Annotated in this window: 23 protein-coding genes and 1 pseudogene; 15 read left to right on the forward strand and 9 right to left on the reverse strand. The window is 59.6% G+C overall.

Annotated elements, in window-relative coordinates:
* Window positions 1-348 (reverse strand): DUF6444 domain-containing protein (locus AW06_RS19795; RefSeq protein ID WP_273704346.1); only part of this gene is annotated, 348 nt, incomplete at its 3' end.
* A 766-nt stretch (window positions 349-1114) separates the two neighbouring features.
* Here AW06_RS19795 and AW06_RS03240 point away from each other — a divergent pair.
* A pseudogene (locus tag AW06_RS03240) lies at window positions 1115-1285 on the forward strand (transposase); the annotation flags it as partial.
* A 145-nt stretch (window positions 1286-1430) separates the two neighbouring features.
* On the opposite strand, the gene AW06_RS03245 reads toward AW06_RS03240, so the two are convergent.
* From AW06_RS03245 to AW06_RS19800, 4 genes are read right to left on the reverse strand one after another with little or no spacing between them, the layout of a single operon-like run.
* A complete protein-coding gene (locus AW06_RS03245; RefSeq protein WP_034945530.1) occupies window positions 1431-2579 on the reverse strand; it encodes an acyl-CoA dehydrogenase family protein in 1149 nt (382 codons plus the stop codon).
* Window positions 2579-4147, reverse strand: a complete 1569-nt coding sequence (locus AW06_RS03250; protein ID WP_138679131.1) for an amino acid adenylation domain-containing protein — start codon at window positions 4145-4147, stop codon at window positions 2579-2581. The genes AW06_RS03245 and AW06_RS03250 overlap by 1 nt, the downstream gene beginning before the upstream one ends.
* A 7-nt stretch (window positions 4148-4154) precedes the next feature.
* Complete coding sequence (locus AW06_RS03255) at window positions 4155-4406, reverse strand: acyl carrier protein (RefSeq protein ID WP_034945536.1); 252 nt, start codon at window positions 4404-4406, stop codon at window positions 4155-4157.
* Between the two features lie 28 nt (window positions 4407-4434).
* Complete coding sequence (locus tag AW06_RS19800; protein ID WP_138679132.1) at window positions 4435-6621, reverse strand: hypothetical protein; 2187 nt, start codon at window positions 6619-6621, stop codon at window positions 4435-4437.
* A gap of 30 nt (window positions 6622-6651) precedes the next feature.
* Here AW06_RS19800 and AW06_RS19805 point away from each other — a divergent pair, with 30 nt between their 5' ends.
* The 13 genes from AW06_RS19805 (at window position 6652) to AW06_RS03320 (ending at window position 22416) form a co-directional block, all read left to right on the forward strand.
* Window positions 6652-6948 carry a hypothetical protein gene (locus AW06_RS19805; RefSeq protein ID WP_138679133.1) on the forward strand — a complete coding sequence of 99 codons (297 nt, stop codon included), beginning with the start codon at window positions 6652-6654 and terminating at the stop codon, window positions 6946-6948.
* 508 nt (window positions 6949-7456) lie between these two features.
* Complete coding sequence (gene gyrA, locus AW06_RS03265) at window positions 7457-10078, forward strand: DNA gyrase subunit A (protein WP_034945539.1); 2622 nt, start codon at window positions 7457-7459, stop codon at window positions 10076-10078.
* 69 nt (window positions 10079-10147) lie between these two features.
* The gene (gene pheA / locus AW06_RS03270) at window positions 10148-11239 is read left to right on the forward strand and encodes a prephenate dehydratase (RefSeq protein ID WP_171047281.1); all 1092 of its coding nucleotides are present in this window, start codon (window positions 10148-10150) and stop codon (window positions 11237-11239) included.
* A 23-nt stretch (window positions 11240-11262) separates the two neighbouring features.
* Window positions 11263-12351: a histidinol-phosphate transaminase gene (gene hisC / locus AW06_RS03275; protein WP_034945638.1), complete on the forward strand. Its 1089-nt coding sequence runs from the start codon at window positions 11263-11265 to the stop codon at window positions 12349-12351.
* Window positions 12352-12376: 25 nt separating this feature from the next.
* On the forward strand, window positions 12377-13264 hold the full coding sequence (locus AW06_RS03280; RefSeq protein ID WP_138677881.1) for a prephenate dehydrogenase/arogenate dehydrogenase family protein: 888 nt from the start codon (window positions 12377-12379) through the stop codon (window positions 13262-13264).
* Window positions 13265-13266: 2 nt separating this feature from the next.
* Entirely contained in the window at window positions 13267-15213 is a 1947-nt protein-coding gene (locus AW06_RS03285; RefSeq protein ID WP_034945641.1) for a bifunctional 3-phosphoshikimate 1-carboxyvinyltransferase/cytidylate kinase, read from the forward strand.
* Between the two features lie 182 nt (window positions 15214-15395).
* On the forward strand, window positions 15396-17093 hold the full coding sequence (gene rpsA / locus AW06_RS03290) for a 30S ribosomal protein S1 (protein WP_034945545.1): 1698 nt from the start codon (window positions 15396-15398) through the stop codon (window positions 17091-17093).
* Between the two features lie 10 nt (window positions 17094-17103).
* Window positions 17104-17406, forward strand: coding sequence for an integration host factor subunit beta (locus AW06_RS03295; RefSeq protein WP_034945548.1), 303 nt, complete (start codon window positions 17104-17106; stop codon window positions 17404-17406).
* A 130-nt stretch (window positions 17407-17536) separates the two neighbouring features.
* A complete protein-coding gene (gene lapB, locus AW06_RS03300) occupies window positions 17537-18706 on the forward strand; it encodes a lipopolysaccharide assembly protein LapB (protein WP_171047282.1) in 1170 nt (389 codons plus the stop codon).
* Window positions 18707-18788: 82 nt separating this feature from the next.
* Entirely contained in the window at window positions 18789-19721 is a 933-nt protein-coding gene (rfaE1, locus tag AW06_RS03305; RefSeq protein ID WP_138677882.1) for a D-glycero-beta-D-manno-heptose-7-phosphate kinase, read from the forward strand.
* Window positions 19722-19730: 9 nt separating this feature from the next.
* Window positions 19731-20735, forward strand: coding sequence for an ADP-glyceromanno-heptose 6-epimerase (gene rfaD, locus AW06_RS03310; RefSeq protein WP_034945551.1), 1005 nt, complete (start codon window positions 19731-19733; stop codon window positions 20733-20735).
* Window positions 20728-21627, forward strand: coding sequence for a cysteine synthase CysM (cysM, locus tag AW06_RS03315; protein WP_034945554.1), 900 nt, complete (start codon window positions 20728-20730; stop codon window positions 21625-21627). Before rfaD ends, cysM begins: the two co-directional genes overlap by 8 nt.
* Before the next feature lie 3 nt (window positions 21628-21630).
* On the forward strand, window positions 21631-22416 hold the full coding sequence (locus AW06_RS03320; RefSeq protein ID WP_034945557.1) for a 3'-5' exonuclease: 786 nt from the start codon (window positions 21631-21633) through the stop codon (window positions 22414-22416).
* Between the two features lie 45 nt (window positions 22417-22461).
* Here AW06_RS03320 and AW06_RS03325 read toward each other — a convergent pair whose 3' ends face one another.
* Window positions 22462-23457 (reverse strand): DUF3616 domain-containing protein, encoded by a 996-nt coding sequence (locus AW06_RS03325; RefSeq protein WP_138677883.1) that lies wholly within the window; start codon window positions 23455-23457, stop codon window positions 22462-22464.
* A 195-nt stretch (window positions 23458-23652) separates the two neighbouring features.
* Here AW06_RS03325 and AW06_RS03330 point away from each other — a divergent pair, with 195 nt between their 5' ends.
* Window positions 23653-24513 (forward strand): amino acid ABC transporter substrate-binding protein, encoded by an 861-nt coding sequence (locus AW06_RS03330; protein ID WP_034945559.1) that lies wholly within the window; start codon window positions 23653-23655, stop codon window positions 24511-24513.
* 22 nt (window positions 24514-24535) lie between these two features.
* On the opposite strand, the gene AW06_RS03335 is transcribed toward AW06_RS03330, so the two are convergent.
* From AW06_RS03335 to AW06_RS03345, 3 genes are all read right to left on the reverse strand, one after another.
* Window positions 24536-25327: a DUF2189 domain-containing protein gene (locus AW06_RS03335; protein ID WP_034945561.1), complete on the reverse strand. Its 792-nt coding sequence runs from the start codon at window positions 25325-25327 to the stop codon at window positions 24536-24538.
* A complete protein-coding gene (locus tag AW06_RS03340; RefSeq protein WP_034945563.1) occupies window positions 25324-25548 on the reverse strand; it encodes a hypothetical protein in 225 nt (74 codons plus the stop codon). Before AW06_RS03340 ends, AW06_RS03335 begins: the two co-directional genes overlap by 4 nt.
* 80 nt (window positions 25549-25628) lie before the next feature.
* Window positions 25629-26009: a nucleotide pyrophosphohydrolase gene (locus AW06_RS03345; protein ID WP_034945565.1), complete on the reverse strand. Its 381-nt coding sequence runs from the start codon at window positions 26007-26009 to the stop codon at window positions 25629-25631.
* Between the last annotated feature and the right edge of the window lie 238 nt (window positions 26010-26247).

Below are 26247 nucleotides of genomic sequence, written 5' to 3' on the forward strand. Positions count from 1 at the left end.
ACAAACGGGGCCACCTCTGTCATCGCAATGCGATGGAGGCAGATGGGTTTCAATGTGATCTGCAACCGCCACTTTCTGCAGCGTGTGCCCACCATGCCCCTCCTGTCCGCCATTTGGGCGCTCTCCTCCCTTGCGCAGCGACTTGGGTTGGGGCTTGGCAAGCCCATCCGAGGACGGTGGCTTGCTTGAATTGCGGCTGTTTTGCGCAAGGCGCGCTACCAGTTCATCTCCCTTCGCTTGCAGCGTGGTGACTTGAACCGTCAGACTCCGCACCCACGACCACAGATCGCGGATCAGTTGATCTTTCTCGGCAACGCTCAGTCTGCTCAAATCGGGAAGCTCATCCATGGCCTCAACATTAATGTGAAAAAACCCGGCTTTCGGGCGCAAAAAAGAATCGCAGACGATGACGTCGCGATGCCAAGAAAAGAGCGTGGCAGGATCGCTCAGATGCCTCGGTCAAGCACCACCCCTGGTGCCTCTAACTTTGGCTGGCGAGCAGACCGTGCCTTTGAATGTTTCATGATACGCGGGGTGGCTACCTGTCCTGCAATGACCGTTAGGTTCGGCAGTTAGCGCAGATTGGGCAGGTTTGGTATTCAATTCGGTGGTCTTCTGCTACCTTGTTGCCGGAAGCCATCCCGATTACGACAGCCTGGCGATGTTCCTCTGGCGTATTCTTGACGAACTGAGCGAGCTGTTTCTGCAGGACCTGGCTTGGAGATGGCCCACGAAATAAAGCTGTTCAGGCCGGGTAACGTCTGCCTCGACGGCACGAAGTTCAAAGCCAACGCATCGAGGCCCAGGGCGCTCTCGCACGGCCACATCGAACAGCGGGAAGCCCAGCTCAAGGCCGGACTGCAGGAAACTTTTCGCCTTGGCGGAACAGGCCGATCAGGCCGACGTTTTAGACGGCGTGGCGTCAGCCTGCCCGAAGAAATCAAGCAGCGGCGAGAAGAACATCCATGCATGCGAGGCGGCCGGCATCGATCCGGTGATCTCGGTGGCTTGCGACGAGAATCCTCCAGCCTGGCGGGAGTGGCACCGCGAACCGGCAGAATGCGACAACCCTGCAGACCCTATCGCATCGCTTGAAAACCCCAGCGGGACGAGCGCTCTACGCCTATTGCGAAAGCAGACGGTCGAGCCGGTCTTCGGAACCATCGAATCGGTCATGGGCTATTGCCCGTTCTCGCTACGCGGTTTGAAGCAGGTCACGGACGAGTGGACGCTGGTCTGCCTGGAGTGGAACTTGAAGCGCATGGCCAAATTGTGCCTACAGTAGGGAAAATGATCGGAAAACCTTCGACAAGGCCGGAGAGTCGACAAGTTCCGGGCTTCTCATTCCGCATGAAGAAATTTGGCAGTTTTCCAAACCTTAAGTCTGACGGCTGTTAGGGCGTACTGGTTCGCGAGGCACGCGCAGGGATCTACAATCCCAGCCAGCGCGAGATGATGTTTCGCTGCATCTCTGAAGTTCCCGAGTAGATCGTTCCCGCGACGGCGTCACGCAAGACTCGCTCGACTTCGTACTCGACCATGAAGCCGTAGCCTCCATGCAACTGCACGCAGTCGAGCGCGGATTGCAGTAGCGACTCGCTCACGAACAGCTTACCGATAGACGCGTCGAGGGACGCGCTACGCGAGTTGCCGAGTTTCCAGGCAGCTCGATAGGCGAGCAGGCGCGCCGCTTCGAGCTGGACCTTCATGTCGGCGATCTTGTGCGAGACCGCCTGGAACTTGCCGATGCTCTGATTGAACTGGTTGCGCGATCTCGCATAGCCGACCGCCGTTTCCAGCAGCCGTTCCATCACTCCGACATGTCCGGCGACGAGCAGAGCACGTTCCCAATCCATGGCCGTACCGAAAACGGCGGATCCGGCCCCTACTTTTCCGAGCACTGCGTCGTCGGGAACGAACATGTCCTGAAAGACCAATTCACCGATCGGCGATGTGCGCAAACCCATCTTTGCGAACGGCTTGCCGGTCGTCAGGCCCTGTTGCCCAGCATCCACCAGGAAGCTGCTGACCCCGCCGTGGAAACCCTTGCCAGGATCGGTCACCGCGAAGATGATTGCTACGTCTGCGACCGGGCCATTTGAGATGAAGGTCTTGGTTCCGTTGATCTTCCAGCCCCCGTCCACCTTTTCGGCGCGGGTGCGCATCGAAAACGTGTCCGAACCCGAGCCTGGCTCGGTGATCGCATGCGATCCGATCCAAGTTCCGTCGCACAATCCCGGCAGATAACGTTGCTTCTGGGCGTCGGTCCCGTGCCGCCAGATCGGCACGACGCAAGCCAGCAGATGCGCCGACAGAGAGAACACCAGGCCGCCATCGTGGCAGGCAGAGCCAAGTGCTTCCAGGGCGATCGCACAAGTCAGCGGATCGACATTGGAACCGCCGTACTGTTCAGGAACAGGCAAACCCTGGATGCCGATCTCTCCGCATTTGCGCCATAGATCCCGGGAGAACTCATGGTTGTGATCGCGCTCGATCACTTTCTGGTTCAGCGTACCCTTGGCGAATCTGACGATGTTGTCTCGCAGCAATCGCTGCTCTTCCGAGAAAGAAAAATCCATCAAGCCATCTCCTTCAGGCGCTGGTAGTCGATTTTGTCGGTCGAGGTTTTGGGAAGTGACGGCTGCCAGACGAAACGGTCCGGGATCATGTACAAGGGCAGATTCTCGCCGCAAAAGCGTTTCATTTCGATCAACGACGGTACGGTCTGCACCTTGCAGCTCAGGTGTGCGACGATCCTGACGCCCGCTTCCTCATCGGGAACGGAGACGACTGCAGCTTCCTTCACTTGCGCATGCTTGTACAGACCGGCTTCGATTTCGCCGAGTTCGACGCGATAGCCGCGCCGTTTGACCATACGATCGCGCCGCCCACGGTAGATGTAGCAGCCATCGGATTCCTCGACGACGATGTCGCCCGTCTTGTACCACCGTGTTCCTTGCGGATCGACTAGGAAACTATTCACGGTCTGCTCGGGGAGTCCCCAGTAACCCTGCATGACCCCCCGGCCCGTGATGCACAGCTCGCCTTCCGCACCTCGCTCGACGGTCGTGCCGCTCTCATCAACTACTTTTCCGAGCAGGTGCGAGCAGACCTGCCCGATCGGATAGGGCACAGAGCGATCATCCGGTACCGGAGTGATGACCTCGTAGAAGGTGCAGACATTCGTTTCGGTTGGGCCGTACAGGTTGAAGTATCGCGGTTGCGTCCACAAACCGCAGAGGATGCGCAGGTGCTTGACGGGGAAAACCTCACCGGCGAACAACACGTGGCGTAGAGCCGGGAACGCGAGGTTGGCGAGGTTTCCGAACTGTGCGAGCAGGCCCAGAATCGATGGTGCCGAGTACCAGATCGAAATCCTGTGCTCCGCGATAATTCTTGCCAGACGCATCGGATCCTTGCCAACATCTTCCGTGATCAGCACGAGCGCGGCACCATGCTTCAAGGAAACGTGCAGATCAAGAATCGAGAGGTCAAAATGAAACGGTGCATGCGCGGAGAAAATATCCGTCTCTCGCGGTTCAAAGACCTCGGAACACCAGTCGACAAAACTGACGGCATTCTGGTGCGACAGCATCACGCCTTTGGGTTTTCCTGTTGATCCTGAGGTGTACAGGATATAGGCGAGATCGTCATCGTCGGGGCTGGCGTCTGTCTCCTGCGCTGACGGAAGGGCACTCGGTTGCGTACCGAGCCACCGCTCCAGGGCCCGTCCGGCACACACGTCGTCGAGAGCAATCACCTGCGGTGCCGCTCCGATGGCGTCGAGTTCAGCGCAGAACTTTTCTGTGACGCGGCTCTCGCTGAACACCAACTTCACCCCACAGTTGTGCATGATGTATGCGTTGCGAGCTGGCGGCGCACCCGGATCAACCGGTACATAGGCTGCGCCGGCGCGCAGGATCGCGTAAATCGCGGCGACGGTATCGATTGACTTGCGCAGGTACAGACCAACCCGGTCACCGCGACCGATGCCACGTGCGCGCAGTTGATCGCACGTGCGGCCCGACAAATCGGCAAGTTGTCCATAGCTGATCTCTCCATCGCCGGGTTCGACGACGGCTATGCGTTCCGGAAAACGCTCGGCGGCGGCAAGAAACGCCTGGTGCAATGCCCGAGTGCTCATCATCAATTCACTATTGTTTGGCCTCGATGGTGGCTACCATCTGGGCAAGGGTATCCATGTTCTCCTTATCGGTTTCGTGCGCCTCGAGCGTAATCCCGAAGCGTTCCTCGATGAAGAGCACAAGCTTGAGCGTCGCAATCGAGTCAAGAATCCCGCTGCTAATCAGCGGAAGGTTATCGGTCACGTTCTCGGGGTTTTCGCCCGGCAGGAACTCCTGGATGATGTAATTCTTTATTGCCTGTTTCAGTTCTTCTGTACTCATGTGATCCCCGTTAGTCTAGTTTGTCAAACTACTGTGCTTGGCCGATGCCAGCGGTATTGAACACTTGGTCGCGTCGTTCGAGAAGTCTCTGGTACAGGTGCTCTGCGATCAGGCGATGGCCTTGCGTGTTCGGATGGTCATCCCACTCGGCAAGCCGCAACTGGTTGATGTCGCGGCCCTTGTAGAGGTCGTCCAGATCAATGATCAGGAAGCCCGCACCCGCTGCGATCGCGAGGGTATCGGCCGTCTCCTCTCGCCACGACCCATCGGTAACCTGTGGCAGGAAAAGCAGGATCGAGATGGTGCCGCCGGCGCGCGCGCGCGCCGCGATCGATCCGTAGACGAAATTCAGCATTTCCTTGCGGTATGGCGTCAGGCGCTTGAGTGCCTCGGCTTCCTCCATCTCCGGCGTGACCCCTGAGCGCTGAACGATCTGTCGCAACTCCTCGTAGGGGATGTCGATCCGCTTTCTGACCGCCTCGGTAAGGTAAGCCGCGGCACGCGACAGCTCGCGTCCGGTCGCGACGTAGATCACAGCATTCGGCCGAAACTGCATGGCCTTCTCAAAGGCCACGAGTTGCTGCAGCGGTTGATAACCTGGAACGCCAAAGTTCAGGAATTCATAGTGGTCGATGTCAACGATCGGTCGCTCGGCATTCAGGCGCTCTTCCACGAGCGCTTCAAAGGTTTCACCGTCTCCTACACCCCAGCCCATCACCGAAGATGCGCCGAGGACTGCGGCACGAAAGACACCGGCAGCGGGTTCCAGTGCGTAGTCACGATCCCGCATTCCCCACCGATTGATGGTGATATCACCGTATTTGGTGCGAGAAACGAAAGACGGGATCAGTTCCGTTTGCGCAAAGCCGCCGTCAAAACGCTTCAGATTGGCATTGTCGACGTCCAGCCAGTTGGCGGGTTTCTTGGTATAGACCTCCCAGAGCTGCGAGTTGAAACGGTCTACCGACAGAAGGTTTTCATAATAGCCTTTCTCGAGCTTGGCTTGATCAAGGCGGCTCAACTGTCCGGAACGTAGCGAATGCACGATCGTCGCGATATCCGGGCTAATCCGGGTGGCTACCCCTTCGATACTGATCAGAATCAGTCCAATCAATGCGACGACAGTGACGATGCGTGAGCGAATCCACTCGCTTTCTTCCTGCGCCGAGACCTTGATGTTGCGCAAGGTCTCCTTGGGGATCGAGCCGACGGCAACCACCAGCAGGACGACGGCCGGCCAGGCCAGAACCTGCCAGCTGAAGTCGCCGTGTAGGGCGCCCCATAAGGAGAACCAGTCGCCCAGGCTTTCCGCAGTCCAGAAAGACCAGAGGACACAGATGAACCAGAAGGTGCCGTAGGTCTTCACGATCGAAAGAAGGACATCGCGCAGGGTTCGCTTCTTCGCCGCAATGCTTCGCGACCGTCCGTGCTTGATCTCGTAGAGCGAGTTGAGCACCACCAGAACGCCCAGGATCGCCCAGAAGAGGATGTCCTGTGGCACGAAGAGCAGCGTTCCACGCAGCCAGAACCATTGGTAGGCGTGCAGGAACCAGGTCATTACGAAAACATAGAGCGTCGCGATTACCAGGGCCTTGGTCGCCCCCAGTTTTTTCAGTTTGAACACCACCGGGTAATAGAAGACCTTCTGCATGAAGTCTTTCCAGTAGATGTTGATGCGCCGCCAGAAATCCGTGAAGCTCGTCGCCAGCAGGTAGCGGTTGTGCGTTTCCGAGAGACGGAAACCAAACAGGTAAAGCATGCCGATAATCAGGTGAAACAGGCCCGATACGCGGAGGTAGAGCAGGAAGTTCGATACGAGGTAATTCAACAGGTCGGCCGGGGTGTTGACCTCCGAGGGCGCCATCGTAAAGTAATAGTAAATCACCCGATACAGGATCAGATGGATGACCCCGCGGACCATCCAGTCGATGCCGACCTGATAGACACGGTAGGCATCATCGTCGAAATGGCTGCGGCGAAACGCCTTGTAGTCAACCACGGGGAAGAGGGGAAAACAGGCATTCGGCAGCATGAAGAAATAGGCCAAAGCCTGGACTGGCGTTCCCGGTACCTTTTCGTGGCGCAGGTCATAGAAGTATACGATCAGCCGGAACATGAACATCGAGCCGAGAATTGGCCAGATTGCCTCCGACCAGGGAAACGGCAGGAGCTTTGCGCGTTGTGCCGCCAGCAGCGCCCCCACGAGCAACAGCAAGGCTCCTCTGAACGTAAAGGAAACCGGGATATGGCAGATGCCTATCAGGAGCAGACCGATTCCGATCATCCAGGCGCCGTTCTCGAAGCCCATGACGACCCCGATGCCTGTGAAACTCAAGAGCAGAAAGAATGGCAAACGGTAGCGCAGGGGCAACCAGGCATGAATGGCAAAGCCGCCGAAGGCAAGGGCGGCGAGCCGCAGGAAGGCTGCGGATTCGATTTGGAATTGGCGCAAGAGAAGCAAAAGCAACATCAATTGGACACCGACCAATGCAAAATCGAAAATCCTGATCGTGCCTGGCCTGTCGAGGCTGTTTGGTTGTGAAGGAATGGCGTTTGTGGGCATCTTTACCTCAAAACTATCCACAGCATTAGCGATTACTGCCCGCGCCATGGCACGGTGTCCTTGCTATGCCAAAGGCTTGCTGAAAACGTGATAACCAAGAAGGGGTGTTGCAGGCGTAGCGAAGTTCGTACTTCGTTAATACGTAAGTCCAAACCAGCCGGTCAACCTGCGAGAATACACACGTCGATCGGTGAGTGGCGGCGTTCGCGCCGTTAGGGGAGCATAGACCACCAACCAGAAATGTTCCGGAAGTCTTCAGAGCAACGTGGCCGCACTGCCAACTGCTCTCCAAACCATCCCAAGCATATGTGGAGAACAGAAAATCCAAAACTGTCCGCGAGAGTATATGTTCATGATCAACTCAGGTCAATTATTCACACTCGCTATCCCCTCTGCCGGGTCCGGGGCAATCGGGAGCATGCTAAAATAGCAGGCTTCAACAAGACGACGACATTCCTGCCGAAGTCACGTCGCCAGCGGATAGAAGATGGAAGCTTTCGCCAAAGAAACCCTCCCGATCAGTCTCGAAGACGAGATGCGTCGATCGTATCTCGATTATGCGATGAGCGTGATTGTCGGGCGCGCGCTGCCCGACGCACGCGATGGCCTCAAGCCGGTGCATCGGCGTGTGCTGTACGCCATGCATGAGTTGTCGAATGACTGGAACAAGCCGTACAAGAAATCGGCGCGGATCGTCGGCGATGTCATCGGTAAGTACCATCCGCATGGCGACACGGCAGTCTATGATACTATCGTGCGCATGGCGCAGGAATTCTCCCTGCGCTACATGCTGGTCGACGGGCAGGGCAACTTCGGCTCGGTCGACGGCGACAATGCTGCCGCGATGCGTTACACCGAAGTGCGCATGGCGCGTATCGGGCACGAATTGCTTGCCGACATCGACAAGGAAACCGTTGATTTCGGACCTAACTACGACGGCTCGGAGGAAGAGCCGCTGGTCATGCCAGCGCGCATTCCGAACCTTCTGATCAACGGCTCGTCGGGAATTGCGGTCGGCATGGCGACCAATATTCCGCCGCACAACCTCGGCGAAGTGATCGACGCCTGCCTCGCGTTGCTTGACAACGCCGAGATCGGCGTCGACGATCTGATCGATCTGCTGCCAGCACCCGACTTTCCGACCGCCGGCATCATCTACGGCCTTGCCGGGGTCCGCGAGGGCTATCGCACCGGGCGGGGACGCGTCATCATGCGCGGCAAGGTGCACTTCGAGGAACTGGAGAAGGGCAACAATCGTCAGGCGATCATCATCGACGAACTGCCTTACCAGGTGAACAAGCGAACGTTGCTCGAACGGCTCGGCGAACTGGTCAACGAAAAGAAGATCGAAGGCATTTCCGATCTGCGCGACGAGTCCGACAAATCGGGCATGCGGGTGGTGATCGAGCTGAAGCGTGGCGAAGTGGCTGAAGTGGTGCTCAATTGTCTGTACAAGCAGACGCAACTGCAGGACACCTTCGGCATGAACATGGTTGCCTTGGTCGATGGGCAGCCGCGCCTGCTCAACCTCAAACAGATGCTCGAATGTTTTCTCTGGCACCGGCGCGAGGTGTTGACCCGTCGAACCGTTTTTGAATTGCGCAAGGCACGCGAGCGAGCGCACATCCAGGAAGGCCTGGCGGTGGCGCTCGACAATGTCGACGAGATCATCGCCCTGATCAAGGCTGCGCCGACGCCGGCCGATGCTCGCCGCGGGCTGATGACCAAGCCCTGGACTTCGCCGACGGTGGCCGAGATGCTGCGGCGGGCGGCGCTCGATGCAACCCGCCCAGAAGGGCTGGGTCGCGAATTCGGCCTGACGGAGAACGGCTACCTGCTCTCGGAAGCACAGGCACAGGCGATCCTCGAACTGCGCCTGCAGCGCCTGACCGGCCTCGAACGCGACAAGATCGTGACCGATTACGGCGAACTGCTGGAGCGCATTGCTGACCTGATGGACATCCTGGCGCGACCCGAGCGCATCACCGAGATGATCGTCGACGAATTGACCGGCATCCGTGCCCAGTTCTCCGACAGGCGTCGCTCGGAGATCGTCACCCACACCCAGGATCTCGGCATCGAGGATTTCATCACCCCGGCCGACATGGTGGTAACGCTTTCGCATACCGGTTACATCAAGGCGCAGCCGCTCGCCGACTATCGGGCACAGCGGCGGGGTGGACGGGGCAAGCAGGCGGCAGCGATGAAGGCGGACGATTTCGTCGACCATCTGTTCGTGGCCAATACGCACGATTTCATTCTCTGCTTCACCAACAGGGGGCGCGTCTACTGGCTGAAGGTCTATGAGGTACCGCAGGGAACGCGCAGCAGCCGCGGCAAGCCGATCGTCAACCTGTTTCCCTTCGAGGATGGCGAGAAAATCAGTGCCATCCTGCCGGTCAAGGAGTTCGCCGACGATCGCTACATCTTCATGTGCACCGCCAACGGCACGGTCAAGAAGACGCCACTGTCGGACTTCTCCAACCCTCGCAAGGCAGGAATCATCGCTGTCGCCCTCGACGAGGATGATGTTCTGATCGGCGCCGAGATCACCAATGGTCTGCAGGATGTGGTGTTGGTTTCCGACGTCGGCAAAGCGGTGTGGTTCGACGAGGAGGAGGTTCGCCCGATGGGGCGTACCGCGCGCGGCGTGCGGGGCATGCGGCTCGCGGACCAGCAACAGGTGTTGTCGCTGTTGGTTGCTGACAACGATCAACAGACGGTGCTGGTGGCCACCGAGAACGGTTTTGGCAAACGCACGATTCTCGCAGATTTCCGTCATTCCGGTCGCGGCACGCAGGGGGTCAAGGCGATTGCCGCCAGCGAACGCAACGGCAAGGTCGTTGCCGCTCGCCTGGTGCGTGACGAAGACGAGATCATGCTGATCACCACCGGTGGCGTGTTGATCCGCACGCGCGTGCGCGAGATTCGCGAACTTGGGCGCGCGACCCAGGGAGTGACGCTGATCGCGCTCGACGCTGGAGAGAAGCTCGCCGGTCTGGAAAAGGTCGTCGAGAGCGAAGACGACGTCGAAGGGGTTGAGCCCCCGGCGGATGGCGAGGACACCGCCGCGGTCGAGCTTTCCGTTACCGATCCGGAGCAGGGGTAGGGTGGTCCGCATGTTCGACCGCGTACCTTGCTTGACCGACCGGCCGCGATTGCACACAGGATATGCCTGGTGAGCGGCGACCTGCAGAGCGAACTGGCGCTCGTTCGCCAGCAGATCGATGGCCTTGACAGGCAATTGCTGGACTTGCTGAACCGGCGTGCCCGCTATGCGCAGCAGGTCGGGGAGATCAAGGCGCGCCATGGTGAGGCCGGCTTCATCTATAGGCCCGAGCGTGAAGCGCAGGTGCTGCAGCGGATTCAGGAGATCAACCCAGGGCCGCTGTCGAACGAGAGCGTGACCTGGTTCTTCCGGGAAGTGATGTCGGCTTGCCTGTCGCTTGAACAGCCGCTGGGCATTGCCTTCCTGGGACCGCTCGGTACTTTCTCGGAAAGCGCAGCGATCAAGCATTTTGGTCATGCCGCACGCCCGATGCCCCAGATTTCGATCGACGATGTCTTTCGCGAAGTCGAATCCTGTCATGCCGACTACGCTGTGGTGCCGATCGAAAACTCGACCGAGGGTGCCGTCGGACGCACCCTCGACCTGCTACTGACGACGCCGCTCAAGGTCTGTGGCGAAGTGGTGCTGCGCATTCACCAGCATCTGCTGTCGAACGAGCGCTCGCTGGGTGAAGTGGTGAAGGTCTATTCACATGCGCAGTCGCTGGCGCAATGTCACGAGTGGCTGAATCGCTCGCTGCCGAATGTACAGCGCATTCCGGTCGGCAGCAACGCGCAGGCCGCGCAACTCGCCGCGACCGAAGCAGGGGTTGCTGCAATCGCCGGTCAGGCAGCTGCCGAGCGTTATCGACTGCCTGAACTGGCCAGCAACATCGAGGATGAACCGAACAATACCACCCGCTTCGTCGTTCTCGGTCGCCACGACGCCGGGCCATCGGGGCGTGACAAGACCTCGCTGATCATGTCGGCGCACAACCAGACCGGCGCGCTCAGCAAGCTGCTGGCCCCGTTTTCCGATGCCGGTGTTTCGCTGACCCGGCTGGAGTCACGTCCAGCACGTCACACGCTGTGGGCGTATGTCTTTTTCGTCGATGTCGAGGGCCACCGCGACGATGTGGCAGTGCGTAGCGCACTCACCGAACTGGCTCGGCGTGCGCCTTATCTGAAGCTGCTGGGTTCATACCCGGTCGCGGTCTACTAGGCTTTTCGATGCGAGGACTGCAGATGACACTCTACGAGCACTCATTACCCTATATCCGGGCCATTTCTCCCTACCAGCCGGGCAAACCGATCACCCAACTGGCGCGCGAGATGGGTCTTGCCGTCGAGCAGATCGTCAAGCTGGCCTCCAACGAGAATCCGCTCGGCATGAGCCCCAAGGCGCGCGTGGCAGTGACCGAGGCGATCGCCGGCTTGGCACGTTATCCGGATGACTTCGCGTTGAAACAGTCCCTGGCTGAACGGACCGGCCTGGGAAGGGAGTGCATCGTTCTCGGCAATGGCTCGAATGACGTGCTCGATATCGTTGCCCGGGTTTTTCTTGCGCCGGGGCGCTCGGCAGTCTTCGCGCAGTATGCCTTTGCCGTTTATCCGCTGGCAACGCTGGCGGCCGGTGGCAAGGGCATTGCCGTCGCGGCCAGGGACTACGGCCATGACCTCGATGCCATGCGCGCTGCAATCCGGCCCGATACACGGCTGCTCTGGATCGCCAACCCCAACAATCCGACCGGCACCTTTGTGCCGTATGCGCAGCTTCGGGCCTTTCTACAGTCGCTGCCGGCAGAGGTCGTGGTGGTGCTCGACGAAGCCTACAACGAATACCTGCCTCCCGCCGAGCGGGTCGATACAACTGCCTGGCTGGGGGCCTTTCCGAACCTGGTGATCACCCGTACTTTTTCGAAGATCTACGGTCTGGCGGGTCTGCGCATCGGTTATGCGCTCTGCTCGGCCGAGATCGCCGACCTCATGAATCGCGTTCGCCAGCCCTTCAATTGCAACAACCTCGCACTGACCGCAGCCATCGCAGCGCTCGATGACCATCAGTTCGTCGCCAGCAGCTATGCGCTCAACCGTTCGGGAATGGCGCAGATTGTTGGCGGACTGAAACGCCTGGGCTGTACCCATATTCCATCGCATGGCAACTTCCTGACTTTCCGGGCAGCGGATGCGCATCTGGTTAACCAGAAGCTGCTCAAGCAGGGGGTCATCGTTCGTCCGATCGCCAGCTACGGGATGCCGGAATGGCTGCGCGTCACGATCGGTACCGAAAGCGAGAATGCCCGCTTCCTCACCGCCCTGGAGGGGGCGCTGTGAATAGCGGCTGCCGCGGGCTCCTGCCGTGAGCAGCGCACCGTTGTTCGGCAAGGTCGTTGTCTTTGGCGTCGGCCTGATCGGGGGATCCTTTGCGCTGGCCCTCAAGGCTGCCGGAGAGGCCGCAGAGATCGTCGGTTTCGGGCGTCGGATCGGCTCGCTGACGCAGGCGCTGGAGCTGGGTATCGTGGACCGTGCCGGATTCAATGTCGGGCAGGAGGTTTCCAATGCCGATCTGGTACTGATCGCTACGCCGGTCGGCAAGACCGCCGAGATCATGGCCCGTATCGCCCCCTGCCTGGGGCGCCGGACGCTGGTTACCGACGCGGGCAGTACCAAGGGAAACGTGATTGCCGCAGCGCGTGTCCATTTTGCTGCTCGACTCGGTCAATTCGTCCCCGCGCACCCCATTGCCGGTGCCGAAAACAGCGGTGCACTGGCCGCGCGTGCCGATCTCTATCGCCACAAGCAGATAGTCCTGACACCACTGCCGGAAAACCGTCCGGAGGACATCGCTCGCGTACGTTCGGCATGGGCGTGTTGCGGCGGCCTGGTCAGGGAACTGACAGCGGCCGAGCATGATCGGATTTTCGCTGCCGTCAGCCATCTGCCGCACCTTTTGTCCTTTGCCCTGGTGCATGAGCTGACCCGGCGCGACAACCGGGAGTTGCTGTTCGGCTTTGCCGCCAGCGGTTTTCGCGACTTCACGCGCATTGCTGCCAGCCACCCGGAGATGTGGCGAGATATCTGTCTGGCCAATCGCACCGCTTTGCTCGACGAACTCGACCACTACCGGTCAGAACTCGACGAATTGCGTGAGGCGCTGCAGCGTGGCGACGGAACCAGCCTCCAAGCGACCTTCGACATCGCCAGGAACGCTCGTCGCGAGTGGGCCGCGGGCCAGGCGAACGAGTGAGCATCGACCATCTCGATCTGCCGCAATTGTGCGCGGCGCGCGGTACGGTACACCTGCCCGGTTCGAAGAGCCTCTCCAACCGGCTGCTGCTGCTGGCAGCGCTGGCCACTGGCAGGACCGAGCTTGGTGACCTGCTGCTCTCCGATGACACCGCGCGCATGCTCGCAGCGCTGCGGATACTCGGCGTTGGCGTCGAGCCGGGGGAGGGCAAGGCACTTTGTATCACTGGTGTGGCAGGGGATTTCCCGGTACGTGCGGCCGACCTTTTCCTCGGCAACGCTGGCACGGCTTTCCGGCCGCTGACTGCAGTCTTGGCGCTCGCCAGAGGTGACTATTGCCTGAGCGGAGTGCCGCGGATGCACGAACGACCGATTGGCGATCTGGTCGATGCCTTGCGCCAGCTAGGCGCCCAGATCAACTACCAGGGTGTCGAGGGCTTTCCGCCCTTGCGGATTCGCCCGCCGATGCCCTGCTCGAATGACGTGGTGCAGGTGCGTGGCGACGTGTCCAGCCAGTTTCTCACCGGTCTGTTGATGGCCTTGCCGCTACGCGGGATCGAAACGACGGTGGAAGTGGTCGGCGAGCTGATTTCCAGACCCTACATCGACATCACGCTGGCGAGCATGGCGCGCTTTGGCGTCGAGGTGCGACGCGACGGCTGGCGGCGCTTTACCGTGCCTGCGGGCAGTGCCTATCGTTCGCCAGGGCTCGTCCAGGTCGAAGGCGATGCCTCGTCGGCGTCCTACTTCCTCGCACTCGGCGCAATCGGCGGCGGGCCTTTGCGCGTCGAGGGAATTGGTCCGGACTCGATTCAGGGGGATGTGCGCTTTGCTGATGCCCTCTCCGCGATGGGCGCACGGATCAGTGCAGGGGCACACTGGATCGAGGCTGCGGCGCCGTTGGTCGGCAGGCTGCGGGGTATCGACCTCGATTGCAATCACATCCCCGATGCGGCGATGACGCTGGCTACCACGGCCTTGTTTGCCGACGGGCCGACCACCCTGCGCCATATTGCCAGCTGGAGAGTCAAGGAAACCGACCGCATCGCCGCGATGGCAACCGAGCTGCGCAAGCTCGGTGCAAGCGTCGAAGAGGGTGCGGACTACCTCCGCATCGATCCGCCAGTCGGCGGTCTGCACGCGGCGGCGATCGACACCTATGATGACCACCGGATGGCCATGGCCTGCTCGCTGGCAGCACTGGGAACGCCTCTGCGGATCAATGACCCGCAGACGGTGGCCAAGACCTTCCCGGACTATTTCGCACGCTTCGCCGAGGTCGGCCAGGCGGTGCCGGTGATCGCCATTGATGGCACCTCGGCTTCGGGCAAAGGCACCATCGCCATCCGCGTCGCGCAGGCGCTGGGTTGGCACTACCTCGATTCCGGCGCTCTCTATCGCTTGACCGCCCTGGCCGCACGGCATGCTGGAACGGCCTGGGACGATGAAGACACTGTCGCAGCAATTGCTGCCGGTCTCGATGTCGAGTTCGGCGACCATGCAATCATTCTGGCTGGCGAGGAAGTTTCTGACGCCATCCGCAGCGAGGAGATCTCTGTCGGTGCTTCGCGAGTGGCTGCGCTGCCTGCCGTACGCGCTGCCCTGCTGTTCCGGCAACGGGCTTTTCGCCGGTCACCTGGACTCGTTGCCGATGGGCGCGACATGGGTTCGGTAGTTTTTCCTGATGCGATGATCAAGGTTTTTCTCACCGCGAGCGCCGAGATGCGCGCCATGCGCCGGCATAAGCAGTTGATCGAAAAAGGAATGGCTGCTAGTATTGCGGACCTCTTGCTGGATCTGCGCGAGCGCGACGAACGGGATAGCCAACGTAGCGTCGCTCCGATGCAGCAGAGTGCGGACGCCGAGCTACTCGACACCACGAATCACACCATCGACTCAGCGGTGGCACAGGTTCTGGACTGGGTCAGCAAGGGTCTGCAGAAAAGGTGAAACGGCAACCGTCGTTTCCTTAGGTGTCATCAGTTCGACGTGTCGTTCCGTTGGCCCGGCAGGTTCTGCCGCACTTGGTCTGCCGGTGCTGCCCTTCCCCGCCTTGGTAAGACCGTCAAGCCGGAACTGGTGATCGTTCATTCATTCACCCCGCAATGCTGCGGCTAGGTAACTCAACTCATATGTCAGCTAATCCCACCATGCTAGAAAGTTTTGCCGAACTCTTCGAAGAGAGCCTCGGTCGTCAGGAAATGCGTCCCGGAGAGGTGATCACCGCGGAAGTCGTGCGCATTGACCAGAATTTTGTGGTCGTCAATGCCGGTCTCAAGTCCGAGAGCTATATTGAAATTGAAGAATTCCTGAGTGACAAGGGCGAAATCGAGGTCAAGGTCGGGGATTTTGTTCAAGTCGCCATTGAGCAGCTCGAAAACGGTTTCGGTGAAACCCGTCTGTCACGTGACCGTGCCAAACGTGTCGCGGCGTGGAATGCTCTCGAACAGGCGCTCAATGACGGTAGCCTGGTGACTGGCACCATTACCGGCAAGGTCAAGGGCGGGCTGACGGTAATGACCAACAGCGTCCGCGCTTTCCTGCCAGGTTCGCTGGTGGACATGCGTCCGGTCAAGGACACCAGCCCGTACGAAGGCAAGACCTACGAATTCAAGGTCATCAAGCTCGACCGCAAGCGTAATAACGTCGTCGTTTCCCGGCGTGCCGTCCTCGAAGCCAGTGTGGGCGAAGAGCGCGATGCACTGTTGGCGGCGCTCAAGGAAGGCAGCATCGTTAAAGGGGTGGTCAAGAACATCACTGATTACGGCGCTTTCGTTGACCTGGGCGGCATCGATGGCCTGCTGCATATTACTGACCTGGCTTGGCGCCGGGTTCGCCACCCCTCTGAAGTGCTTGCAGTTGGCGACGAGGTACAGGCCAAGATCCTCAAGTTCGACCAGGAGAAAAACCGCGTCTCCCTCGGTCTCAAGCAGTTGGGCGAAGATCCCTGGGTCGGCATCTCGCGCCGCTACCCACCGACCACCCGGCTATTCGGGAAAGTCACCAACCTCACCGACTACGGCGCCTTTGTCGAGATCGAACAAGGCATCGAGGGCCTGGTGCATGTCTCCGAAATGGACTGGACCAACAAAAACGTGCACCCGTCGAAGGTCGTTCAACTCGGCGATGAAGTTGAGGTGATGATCCTCGAGATCGATGAGGATCGGCGCAGAATTTCCCTGGGGATGAAGCAGTGTGCAGCCAATCCGTGGGACGACTTCTCGATGAACTACAAGAAGGGCGATCGGGTCCGTGGCGCCATCAAGTCGATCACCGACTTTGGCGTCTTCATTGGTCTGCCTGGGGGCATCGACGGTCTGGTACATCTGTCCGACCTCTCATGGTCGCTGCCAGGTGAAGAGGCGATCCGCAACTTCAAGAAGGGCGACGAGGTCGATGCTGTGGTGCTGGCCATCGATACTGACAAGGAGCGGATTTCGCTGGGCATCAAACAGCTTGATGGTGATCCCTATACCAGTTATATCGCGACTCACGACAAGAACAGCATCGCGCGTGGCATCGTCAAATCGGTCGATGCCCGCGGTGCTGTGGTGACGCTCGATGGCGACATCGAAGCCTATCTGCGCGCTTCGGAAGTATCGCGAGACCGCATCGATGATCTGACCAAGGTGTACAAGGAAGGTGACAAGGTGGAAGCCATGATCATCAACGTTGATCGCAAGACACGTTCGATCAGCCTGTCGATCAAGGCCCGGGAGCAGGCCGAGCAGCAGGAGGCCATGCAGAAGTTTTCGGCTGACAGCAATGCCAGTTCAGGTACCACGAATCTCGGGGCCCTGCTCAAAGCCAAGCTCAACAACCCGAACTAGGGTTTAGCGAATGACCAAGTCGGATCTTATCACCCAGCTGGCCGAGCGCTTTCCGCAACTGGTCGCCAAGGATGCGGACCTGTCGGTGAAGATGATTCTCGCTGCGATGGAGGAGGCCCTGGCCCAGGGTGATCGCATCGAGATTCGCGGCTTTGGGAGTTTTTCTCTGAATTACCGGCCACCGCGGGTCGGTCGGAATCCTAAGTCCGGCGACAAGGTCGAGGTCCCAGAAAAATGGGTACCGCACTTCAAGGCCGGGAAGGAGTTGCGGGAACGCGTCGACGGCGCTCTGGACGCGGTAGACTCGATCTGAGTTGCTAAGACCGTGGCGAATGACGGGCGGTAACGAGAGTTGCCGCCCGTTTTTTGTGGGAGGCTGATCGATGCGTGCACTGTCGTGGGCTTTGTCATGTTCGCGTTTGCCATCAAGAATCAGGTGACACATGATTGAATTCGAATACTGGCAGCTCCTGTGTTTCCCTCTGTTCTTCGGGTTCGGCTGGGCAGCGGCGCGCATCGATATCCGGCATCTCGTGAAGGAGTCGCGAACGCTGCCGCGTTCGTATTTTCAGGGGCTCAACTTCTTGCTCAACGAGCAGCCTGACCGCGCCATCGAGGCCTTTGTCGAAGCCGTCAAGATCGATCCCCAGACCATTGAGCTGCACTTTGCGTTGGGCAGCCTATTCCGTCGTCGCGGCGAGACCGAACGCGCCATCCGCATGCACCAGAACCTAATCGAACGTGAAGATCTGAAACAGGATTTGAAACTGCAGGCACTGGCGGAACTCGGACAGGACTATCTTAAGGCCGGCTTGCTCGATCGCGCCGAACAAATTTTTGACAAGCTGCGCGATTCATCTCTGGCCGAAGAAGCGAAGCGCAACCTGCTCGAGATCTATCAACTCGAAAAGGACTGGGGAAAGGCGATCACGATCGCTTCGGAACTGCCGGACTACGCGTCACACAAGGAAATCGCTGAGTACCATTGCGAGTTGGCCGCTGCTGAGCTGATTCGCTCGCGCCGTGATCTGGCGGTCAGCCATCTGCAGACGGCGCTTGAGCGCAACCGTAAATGTGTTCGCGCCAGCCTGCTCCAAGGTGACATTCTGCTCCAGCAGGATCAGCCGCTGGCAGCAATCGAATCCTGGCAACGCATCGAACAGCAGGATCCAACCTACTTGGCACTGGTTGCGCAACGCCTGCTCGACGCCTTTCGCAAGCTCGATCGCCGAGAAAGGGGCTTGCAACTGTTGCGCGGCTATCTTGAGCACTATCCTTCGCTGGACCTGCTCGACGTGGTTTTTCAACTGGTGCTCGAGAGCGACGGGCCGGATGCAGCGTACAAACTGGTTCGCGATGAGTTGAAGCGCAATCCGACCCTGCTCGGTTTCGACAAGTTGCTGGAGGCCAGATTACTGATTGCGCCGCCCGAGAGTCGCCCCGATCTCGACCTTGCAAAAGGGATCGTGCAGGGCTATACACGCCGCCTAGCGCGCTATCGATGCGATAATTGCGGCTTCAAGGCGCGTCAGTTCTATTGGCGCTGTCCGGCCTGTGGCGGTTGGGAGACCTATTCGCCAAAGCGCACCGAAGAATTTGACCTCACACCTTAGGAGTTCAACTTGCCAGTCGCCATACGCGATACGGGGTACCTTCGCCTCATGAGCAGATCCTGCCGTTTAGAAAGCCGCAGCGATGCACATCCCTGATATTGCGACCGCGAAGCTGCTGATCGTCGGCGACGTGATGCTGGATCGCTACTGGTTTGGCGAGGTCACACGCATTTCTCCCGAGGCACCGGTGCCGGTGGTCAAGGTAGAGCGCAGCGAGGAGCGCCCTGGCGGGGCGGCTAACGTCGCCCGCAACGTCGCCGCCCTGGGTGCGCAGGTCGCCCTGCTGTCGGTGGTTGGCGACGACGAGGCCGGGCGCTGCTTGCAGAGACTGCTGGCCGAAAGTGGCATCGAGGCCAGCCTGCATCTCGATGCCGCGATCAGCACGACGGTCAAGCTGCGCGTGATCGGCCGGCAACAGCAATTGCTGCGCATCGATTTTGAAACGGTACCTTCGCATGAGGTGTTGCGCACCAAACTCGTCGAGTTTGCGGCGCGCCTGCCAACATGCGACGCGGTGATCCTCTCCGATTATGGCAAGGGCGGCTTGGCGCACATCGGCGAGATGATCCGATTGGCGCGAGCGGCCGGCAAAAAGGTTTTGGTCGATCCCAAGGGAGACGATTTCTCCAAGTATGCGGGCGCGACCATCGTCACACCGAACCGCGCCGAGTTGCGCGCTGTGGTCGGTCGCTGGCATGACGACGGCGAACTGGCGTACAAGGCTGGGGCACTGCGCAGCGATTTGGGACTCGAAGCGCTGTTGGTGACCCGCAGCGAGGAAGGGATGTCGCTCTTCCATGCCGGCGGGGCGATCTATGAGCAGGCAGTGGCTAGGGAGGTCTTCGATGTTTCTGGCGCCGGCGACACGGTCATCGCCACCCTGGCGGTGATGCTCGCGTGCGGCAGGGCCTGGCCGGAAGCCGTCCGGGTGGCAAATGTCGCGGCCGGCGTCGTCGTTGGCAAGCTCGGTACGGCGGTGGTCAGTCATCATGAACTGGCCGCAGCACTCAAGTGAGGTCAATCCATGTATACCATCGTTACCGGCGCAGCCGGCTTCATAGGTTCCAATCTCGTCAAGGCGCTCAACGAGCGCGGCATGCGCAGGATCATTGCCGTCGACAATCTGAGTCGGGCCGAGAAATTTCGTAATCTAGTCGATTGCGACATCGCCGATTACATCGACAAACAGAAATTCCTCGACCGTCTGCTGGCCGGAGACTTTGACGGTGACATCGATGCCATTTTCCACCAGGGGGCATGTTCTGATACCCTGGAGAGCGATGGCCGCTACATGATGGAGAACAATTACCGTTACTCGCTAGGTCTCCTTGACTGGTGTCTTGATCAGGAAGTCCCGCTGCTCTACGCATCGAGCGCGGCAACCTATGGAGGGGGCAACGTTTTCCGGGAAGAGCGGGCTCACGAGGCACCGCTGAATGTCTACGGCTATTCGAAGTTCCTGTTCGACCAAGTGGTTCGGCAACGTCTTGCCGCCGCCGGTTCGTCCCACTCGCAGATCGTCGGCTTTCGCTATTTCAACGTCTATGGTCCGCGCGAGTCGCACAAGGGGCGCATGGCTTCGGTCGCCTTCCACCATTTTCAGCAGTTTCGCAGCCAGGGCAAGGTCAAGCTCTTCGAAGGCTGCGATGGCTATGCGGATGGCGAACAGCGACGCGATTTCGTGCATGTCGGCGATGTCACGAGCGTCAACCTGTTTTTCCTCGATCATCCTGAGAAATCAGGGATTTTCAATGTCGGCAGCGGTCGCGCACAACCCTTCAACGATCTGGCGATGGCCAGCGTCAATGGCTGCCGAGCCTTGTTTGGCGAGGCAGCGCTGCCGCTCGCCGAACTGGTGCAGCAAGGGCTGATCGAATACATCCCGTTTCCGGCGGATCTCAAGGGCAAGTACCAGAGTTTCACCGAAGCCGACCTCACCAGGCTGCGCAAGGCGGGTTATGACGCCCCTTTTGCCAGTGTCGAGGAAGGCGTTGCGCAATATGTTAACTGGCTGAACGAGCATGCATAACACCCTTGAAGACTATGTCGGCGAAACGCCGCTAGTGCGTCTGCAGCGTATTCCGGGTACCGCCAACCATGCTCGCGGAAATCTGGTGCTGGCCAAACTGGAAGGCAACAACCCGGCCGGCTCGGTCAAGGATCGGCCGGCGCTGTCGATGATCGCACGCGCCGAGCAGCGTGGTGATATTCAACCGGGGGACACCCTGATCGAGGCCACTTCGGGCAATACCGGCATCGCCCTGGCCATGGCGGCGGCGGTGCGCGGCTATCGGATGATTCTGGTGATGCCGGAAAATCAGAGTGTCGAACGCCGGCAGACGATGCGTGCTTTTGGCGCCGAATTGGTGCTGGTGCCCAGGGATGGCGGCATGGAATTGGCGCGCGACGTCGCCGAGAGCCTGCGCAACGAAGGCCGCGGTATCATCCTTGATCAGTTTGCCAACCCGGACAACCCGCTGGCACACTACGAAGGTACCGGTCCCGAGCTGTGGCGCCAGACTGCGGGGCGCATCACTCATTTCGTGAGCAGCATGGGCACCACCGGAACGATCATGGGGGTGTCGCGCTACCTCAAGGAACAGAATCCCGGCATCTGCATCGTCGGCTGCCAACCCGAAGACGGTTCGCAGATCCCCGGCATCCGCAAGTGGCCGGAAGCCTATCTGCCGAAGATCTTCGACCGCTCGCGTATCGATCGCGTCGAATCGGTCGGGCAGGGAGAGGCAGAAGAAATGACCCGCCGCCTGGCGCGCGAAGAAGGCATTTTCGCCGGCATCTCATCGGGTGGCGCGTTGGCCGTCGCCTTGCGGGTCGCCAGTGAAGTCGAGAATGCGACGATCGTCAGCATCGTTTGCGATCGTGGGGATCGCTATCTGTCAACCGGGGTCTTTCCTGCTTGACGCATGAAGCCGGTTCTTGCCTTTGACATTGAAACCATCCCGGACGTCGGGGGCTTGCGCCGTCTGCATGGCCTCGATGCGGCGCTTTCCGACGACGAGGTTGCCGAACTTGCCTTTCAGCAGCGCCGTGCTAGCAGCGGCAACGACTTCCTGCCGCTGCACCTGCAACGCGTTACGGTGATCTCCTGCGTTCTCAGGATTGGCAAGGATTTTCGCGTGTGGTCGCTGGCTGAACCGGAGCAGGGTGAGGCCGAAATCATTCAACGCTTTTTCGACGGCATCGAAAAGTTCACACCGCAGATCGTGTCCTGGAATGGCAGTGGTTTTGACCTGCCGGTGTTGCACTACCGGGGGCTGATGCATGGTGTGGTCGCGCCGCGATATTGGGACCTCGGTGACGGCGACTACTCCGACAGCCGAGAATTCAAATGGAACAACTACATCAGCCGCTATCACATGCGCCACCTGGATCTGATGGACCTGCTGGCGATGTATCAGCCACGCGCCAGTGTGCCGCTCGACGAGCTGGCCAGGTTGATCGGGTTTCCTGGCAAGCTCGGGATGGATGGCAGCAAGGTGTGGAGCGCATGGCAGGCAGGCCGAAACGCTGAAATCCGCGATTATTGTGAGACCGACGCACTCAACACCTACCTGGTTTCTGTGTGCTTTCGCCGTATGCGCGGTGAGATTGCGCGTGCCGGATACGAAAACGAGATGGCCTCCGTGCGTGCTGAACTGGCGCGGATCGACAAACCGCACTGGCGGGAATTTCTGGCTGCCTGGCAGTAGCGTGGCCGTTCGCCGGCCCCTTCTTCTCGCGATCGGCAGGCCTGCTCAGAGATCAGGCAAGGTCAAGGACAAGCCACGAAATGATTTCTCGCCTGGCCTGGTGTCATTGCACTGGTTGCCGTCGTCGCTGAGTACATAGATCTCGTTTTTCCCGGCGGCCGCGAAGAGCGCCTCCGGGTGCATGTCAGAGAAGTCGATCTTCTTGACCCGTTGCGGCGAATCGGCCGTCTTGCCCGACCAAGTATAGAGGGCGAAACCCTTGCCGCTCTTCTTGTCGCCCCAGGGTCCGGCGATGATCGCGAAACGGGAATTGACGAAATCGATGCTGCGAATCCCGCGCTCGCCAAGATCGAGCGCAATCAGATCGCCAAAAACCGGCTTGGCTGACTGGTCGATCACTGCCGCAGGATTCCTCAGTGGCAGCAACAGGGCTTCCTTGCGCACGGACAAGGGATTGCGGAAGCCGATCAGGAGTTGCCCATCAGGGGTCGCGGCGAGGCCTTCGATGTTCAGGCCGCCCGGCATTTCGGGATCAATCGTCTGCTTGCTGGCCAAGCCGAGGACTGCGAACCTCGGCTCAGCGGCGATGTGCTCGACAAGCAGGGTGTAGGGCGGCGTGGCCGCGCTGACCGTTGGTGAGGCAGCACCCGCGAGCATGTCGGTGGCAAATATCTGCCGTCGCTGCACCTTGATTTCACCGTCCTGGTTGCGGGCGTGCGAGGAAATCCAGTAAATCCGGTTGCCGATGCGCGCGGCACCCTCGATGTCCGATTTCGTGGCCTTAACCTTTGCCTTGGGCAGGCACTCGCCACTGTTTTCGAGCAACTCGACACAGGCTACGGCTTCGGGTTTGCCGCGTTGGTAGATGGTCAGGACATGACGATCGTCGTCAGCGACGACGAAGTGCCTTGCGCCGAGCGCAACGGCAGCGGAAGCATCGCAGAGGCCAAGGTAGCGCGTCGCTTCTGCATGGACGGGTGCAGTCATCAGAAGCGTATTCAGAAACAGGGCGGCGACACACATCGGACAGTTGTTGTTCATGAGCAGTGATCTCCTGGCAGGCACGGGGTAAAGTATAGTCTTGTGACGGGTTCAAACCGCAAGTGACAGGGTGCATTCCGCAGAACCCAGGTCATAGCGATGTTCAAATCACCTTCAATCGATCAGAATCATGTCTTCACGGCTTTGATCATTCGATCAGGCGATATTCGCGCCATTACCGTTGGGAGGAATTGCATGCAGTTGCATCGTTGGGTTCTGCGGGCGGCAACGACTGTGCTCCTGGGCCTTGTCGTACCGGCGCAGGCGGCGGGGACGCTAGACAAGATCAAGGCCTCAAAAACCATTGCACTCGGTTACCGCGAGAGCTCGGTACCCTTCTCTTATACTGGCGATGACAATCAGCCCTGGGGTTATTCGGTCGACCTATGTACCAGGGTGGCGGCGGCAATCGTCAAGCAACTGGACCTTGACGAGCTGCAGCTGCAGTGGGTGCCGGTGACACCGGAAACGCGGATCGCCAAATTGAAATCGGGTGCGATCGACCTCGAATGTGGTTCAACCACCAGTACGCTGGCACGCATGGAAGAAGTCGATTTCAGCCTGCTGACCTACATTGACGGTGGCGCGTATCTGTCGCGCAGGGCCGCCGGAATCCGGCGCTTCGAAGACCTGGCCGACAAGCGGATTGCCGTTGCCACCGGAACGACCAGCGAGAGGACGATTGCCGCGGCACTGCTGCAGTACAAGGTTGCTGCCGAGTTGGTCAAGGTCAGCGATCACTCGCAGGGGATAGCGGCGATGCTGCAGGGAAAGGTCGAGGCCTATGCCTCCGATCGATCGTTGCTGATCGGGCTTGTCCTCGATTCAGGCAGCCAGAATGACTGGTCGATCGGTCCCGAGACCTTTTCCTACGAGCCCTATGCCTTGATGATGCGCCGCAATGATGCGGCCTTCCGCTTGGCGGTGAACCGCGAACTCGCTCGCCTCAGCCGCAGCCGCGAGATGCACGCGATCCATGATCGCTGGTTCGGAATGCTCGGCAAACCGGGGCTGCGGCTGGAGAGCCTGTACTTCCTGAACGGTTTGCCGGAGTAGCCGGATCAGGCTGCGATCGCGTTCAGCGCGGGTCGGTCTGCTTCTCCTCGTCGGCCACGACTTCGCGGTAGACGTGCCAGCTCGCATGCCCCACCAGGGGCATGGTCACAATCAGCCCGAGAAACAGCGTCGCAAAACCGATCGCGGCGAGGATCGCGATGCAGGCAGCCCAGAGCAGCATCGGGCCGGGGTTGCGGGCGCAGGCGAAGAGGCTGGCCAGCGCCGCCGTGATCGCATCGGTCTTGCGGTCGAGCATCATGGGCAGGGCGATGACGCTCATCGCGAAGACGAAGCAGGCGCAGAACCCGCCGACGGCAAAGTAGGCGAAAGCAAAGTCGAGTTGCTCGAATGTCAGGACAGTTCGCACGACATCAGCGAAGCTGGGCAATCCGCCAGCGAAGAATAGCGCAAAGATAATGATTGACGCGCGTGCCCAGATCAGCAGGATCACCGCCAACAGCGCGGCAAACAGCCCGATATTCGCAAGATTCGAGCGCCAAGCGACAAGGGTCGGGGCCAATCGGGGTAGTTTGCCGGTTTCGATACGCCGACTCAGATCGTAGAGCCCGAATGTCAGAAAAGGGCCAAACAGCAGGAAGCCGGTCGTCAGCCCTGCGAGAAGTGCGATGGCATGAGAAAAAACCACTTGCAGCAACCAGCCGCCGAAGGCAAAACAGACGCCATAGAACAGGCTGGCAAACCCACTCTGACGGTAGTCATGCCAGCCTGCCTGCACCCAGCCAAGAACGGCACTGGCCTGGATTTGACGGATGGTCGGGAAGCGGCTCGCGGCCGGGTCTGGTGTGCTGCTCATCGGCAGGCTTTGCCATTCTTGGCCGAGTACCGGTATATCGGCGCGACCACGATGCGGATAGCCAGAGAGAACTTGCCGATGGATCCCGGAGAAAAATATGGGTTCATGATTGCTCCTCCTTGCTGGTGTGCAATGCAGGTGAACAGTTCTTTGCGTTCATCGCTGCCCAGATTGCCGATCCACTGTTGATGTGGAAGTCGCGTCAGCGACTCACGAATCACCCCTCCCTCTCACAGAGGATGGGGAAACGGTCATGACTTGCATGATCGGGAGGGCTGGAAAAGTCATGGCCGTTGGAGAATCACTCGATTTCCTGAGCATCCTCAAGCCCTGTTTGCTCTGAATGCTTCCGGTTCGATCCATAGCTGCGCGCAACCGGATACTTGATTGCATTTTTCACGAGTTTGGCGCTCACAGCTTCTTCAAGGTCGATTCCGGCATTTTCGGCAATCAACAACAGGTAAATCAGGACGTCGGCACATTCGTCGCGCAGGGCTTCCTGCGCGCTGGCGCTGTCTGCAATTGCAGCCATTTCGGCGTCACTCTTCCACTGCGTCAATTCGAGCAACTCGCTGGCTTCAAGATTCAGCGAGACGATCAAGTTGCGCAAACTGTGGAACTGCGCCCAGTTGCGTTGATCGCGAAATTCGAGGATTGCCGCGGTCAGCGTCGACAGACTCATGGCTGCAGGTGAAGAAGCGCGGTTTTGCATCCTCCAACAGGTACATGCGGGTTGTCCGAGTGCCTGCGAGCGACTCTCTGTAACAGAGGTAACGGATTCACACCTGTGAAGAGGTTCTCTGTGGAGCGGCGCATGAGGGTTGCTTGCGGGTTTTGCGAAGCGGCTATTCTAGAAGGAAAACAAATAGGGAAGGAAAAGAAATCCAAGGCCACCCTAATAGCCCTTAACAAAATCTGTT

Source organism: Candidatus Accumulibacter cognatus, from assembly GCF_000584975.1.
In the GTDB taxonomy this organism is placed as follows: domain Bacteria; phylum Pseudomonadota; class Gammaproteobacteria; order Burkholderiales; family Rhodocyclaceae; genus Accumulibacter; species Accumulibacter cognatus.

What these genes read in the sequence shown, in the direction of transcription:
- AW06_RS03345 (WP_034945565.1), bottom strand. Translation starts at nt 26,009, where the DNA reads ATGAGTCTGTCGACGCTGACCGCGGCAATCCTCGAATTTCGCGATCAA.
- gyrA (WP_034945539.1), top strand. Translation starts at nt 7,457, where the DNA reads ATGGAAGCTTTCGCCAAAGAAACCCTCCCGATCAGTCTCGAAGACGAG.
- AW06_RS03255 (WP_034945536.1), bottom strand. Translation starts at nt 4,406, where the DNA reads ATGAGTACAGAAGAACTGAAACAGGCAATAAAGAATTACATCATCCAG.
- AW06_RS03250 (WP_138679131.1), bottom strand. Translation starts at nt 4,147, where the DNA reads ATGATGAGCACTCGGGCATTGCACCAGGCGTTTCTTGCCGCCGCCGAG.
- lapB (WP_171047282.1), top strand. Translation starts at nt 17,537, where the DNA reads ATGATTGAATTCGAATACTGGCAGCTCCTGTGTTTCCCTCTGTTCTTC.
- AW06_RS03295 (WP_034945548.1), top strand. Translation starts at nt 17,104, where the DNA reads ATGACCAAGTCGGATCTTATCACCCAGCTGGCCGAGCGCTTTCCGCAA.
- cysM (WP_034945554.1), top strand. Translation starts at nt 20,728, where the DNA reads ATGCATAACACCCTTGAAGACTATGTCGGCGAAACGCCGCTAGTGCGT.
- rfaD (WP_034945551.1), top strand. Translation starts at nt 19,731, where the DNA reads ATGTATACCATCGTTACCGGCGCAGCCGGCTTCATAGGTTCCAATCTC.
- AW06_RS03325 (WP_138677883.1), bottom strand. Translation starts at nt 23,457, where the DNA reads ATGAACAACAACTGTCCGATGTGTGTCGCCGCCCTGTTTCTGAATACG.
- AW06_RS03335 (WP_034945561.1), bottom strand. Translation starts at nt 25,327, where the DNA reads ATGAGCAGCACACCAGACCCGGCCGCGAGCCGCTTCCCGACCATCCGT.
- AW06_RS03245 (WP_034945530.1), bottom strand. Translation starts at nt 2,579, where the DNA reads ATGGATTTTTCTTTCTCGGAAGAGCAGCGATTGCTGCGAGACAACATC.
- rfaE1 (WP_138677882.1), top strand. Translation starts at nt 18,789, where the DNA reads ATGCACATCCCTGATATTGCGACCGCGAAGCTGCTGATCGTCGGCGAC.
- AW06_RS03320 (WP_034945557.1), top strand. Translation starts at nt 21,631, where the DNA reads ATGAAGCCGGTTCTTGCCTTTGACATTGAAACCATCCCGGACGTCGGG.
- rpsA (WP_034945545.1), top strand. Translation starts at nt 15,396, where the DNA reads ATGTCAGCTAATCCCACCATGCTAGAAAGTTTTGCCGAACTCTTCGAA.
- AW06_RS19805 (WP_138679133.1), top strand. Translation starts at nt 6,652, where the DNA reads ATGGCAGATGCCTATCAGGAGCAGACCGATTCCGATCATCCAGGCGCC.
- AW06_RS03330 (WP_034945559.1), top strand. Translation starts at nt 23,653, where the DNA reads ATGCAGTTGCATCGTTGGGTTCTGCGGGCGGCAACGACTGTGCTCCTG.
- hisC (WP_034945638.1), top strand. Translation starts at nt 11,263, where the DNA reads ATGACACTCTACGAGCACTCATTACCCTATATCCGGGCCATTTCTCCC.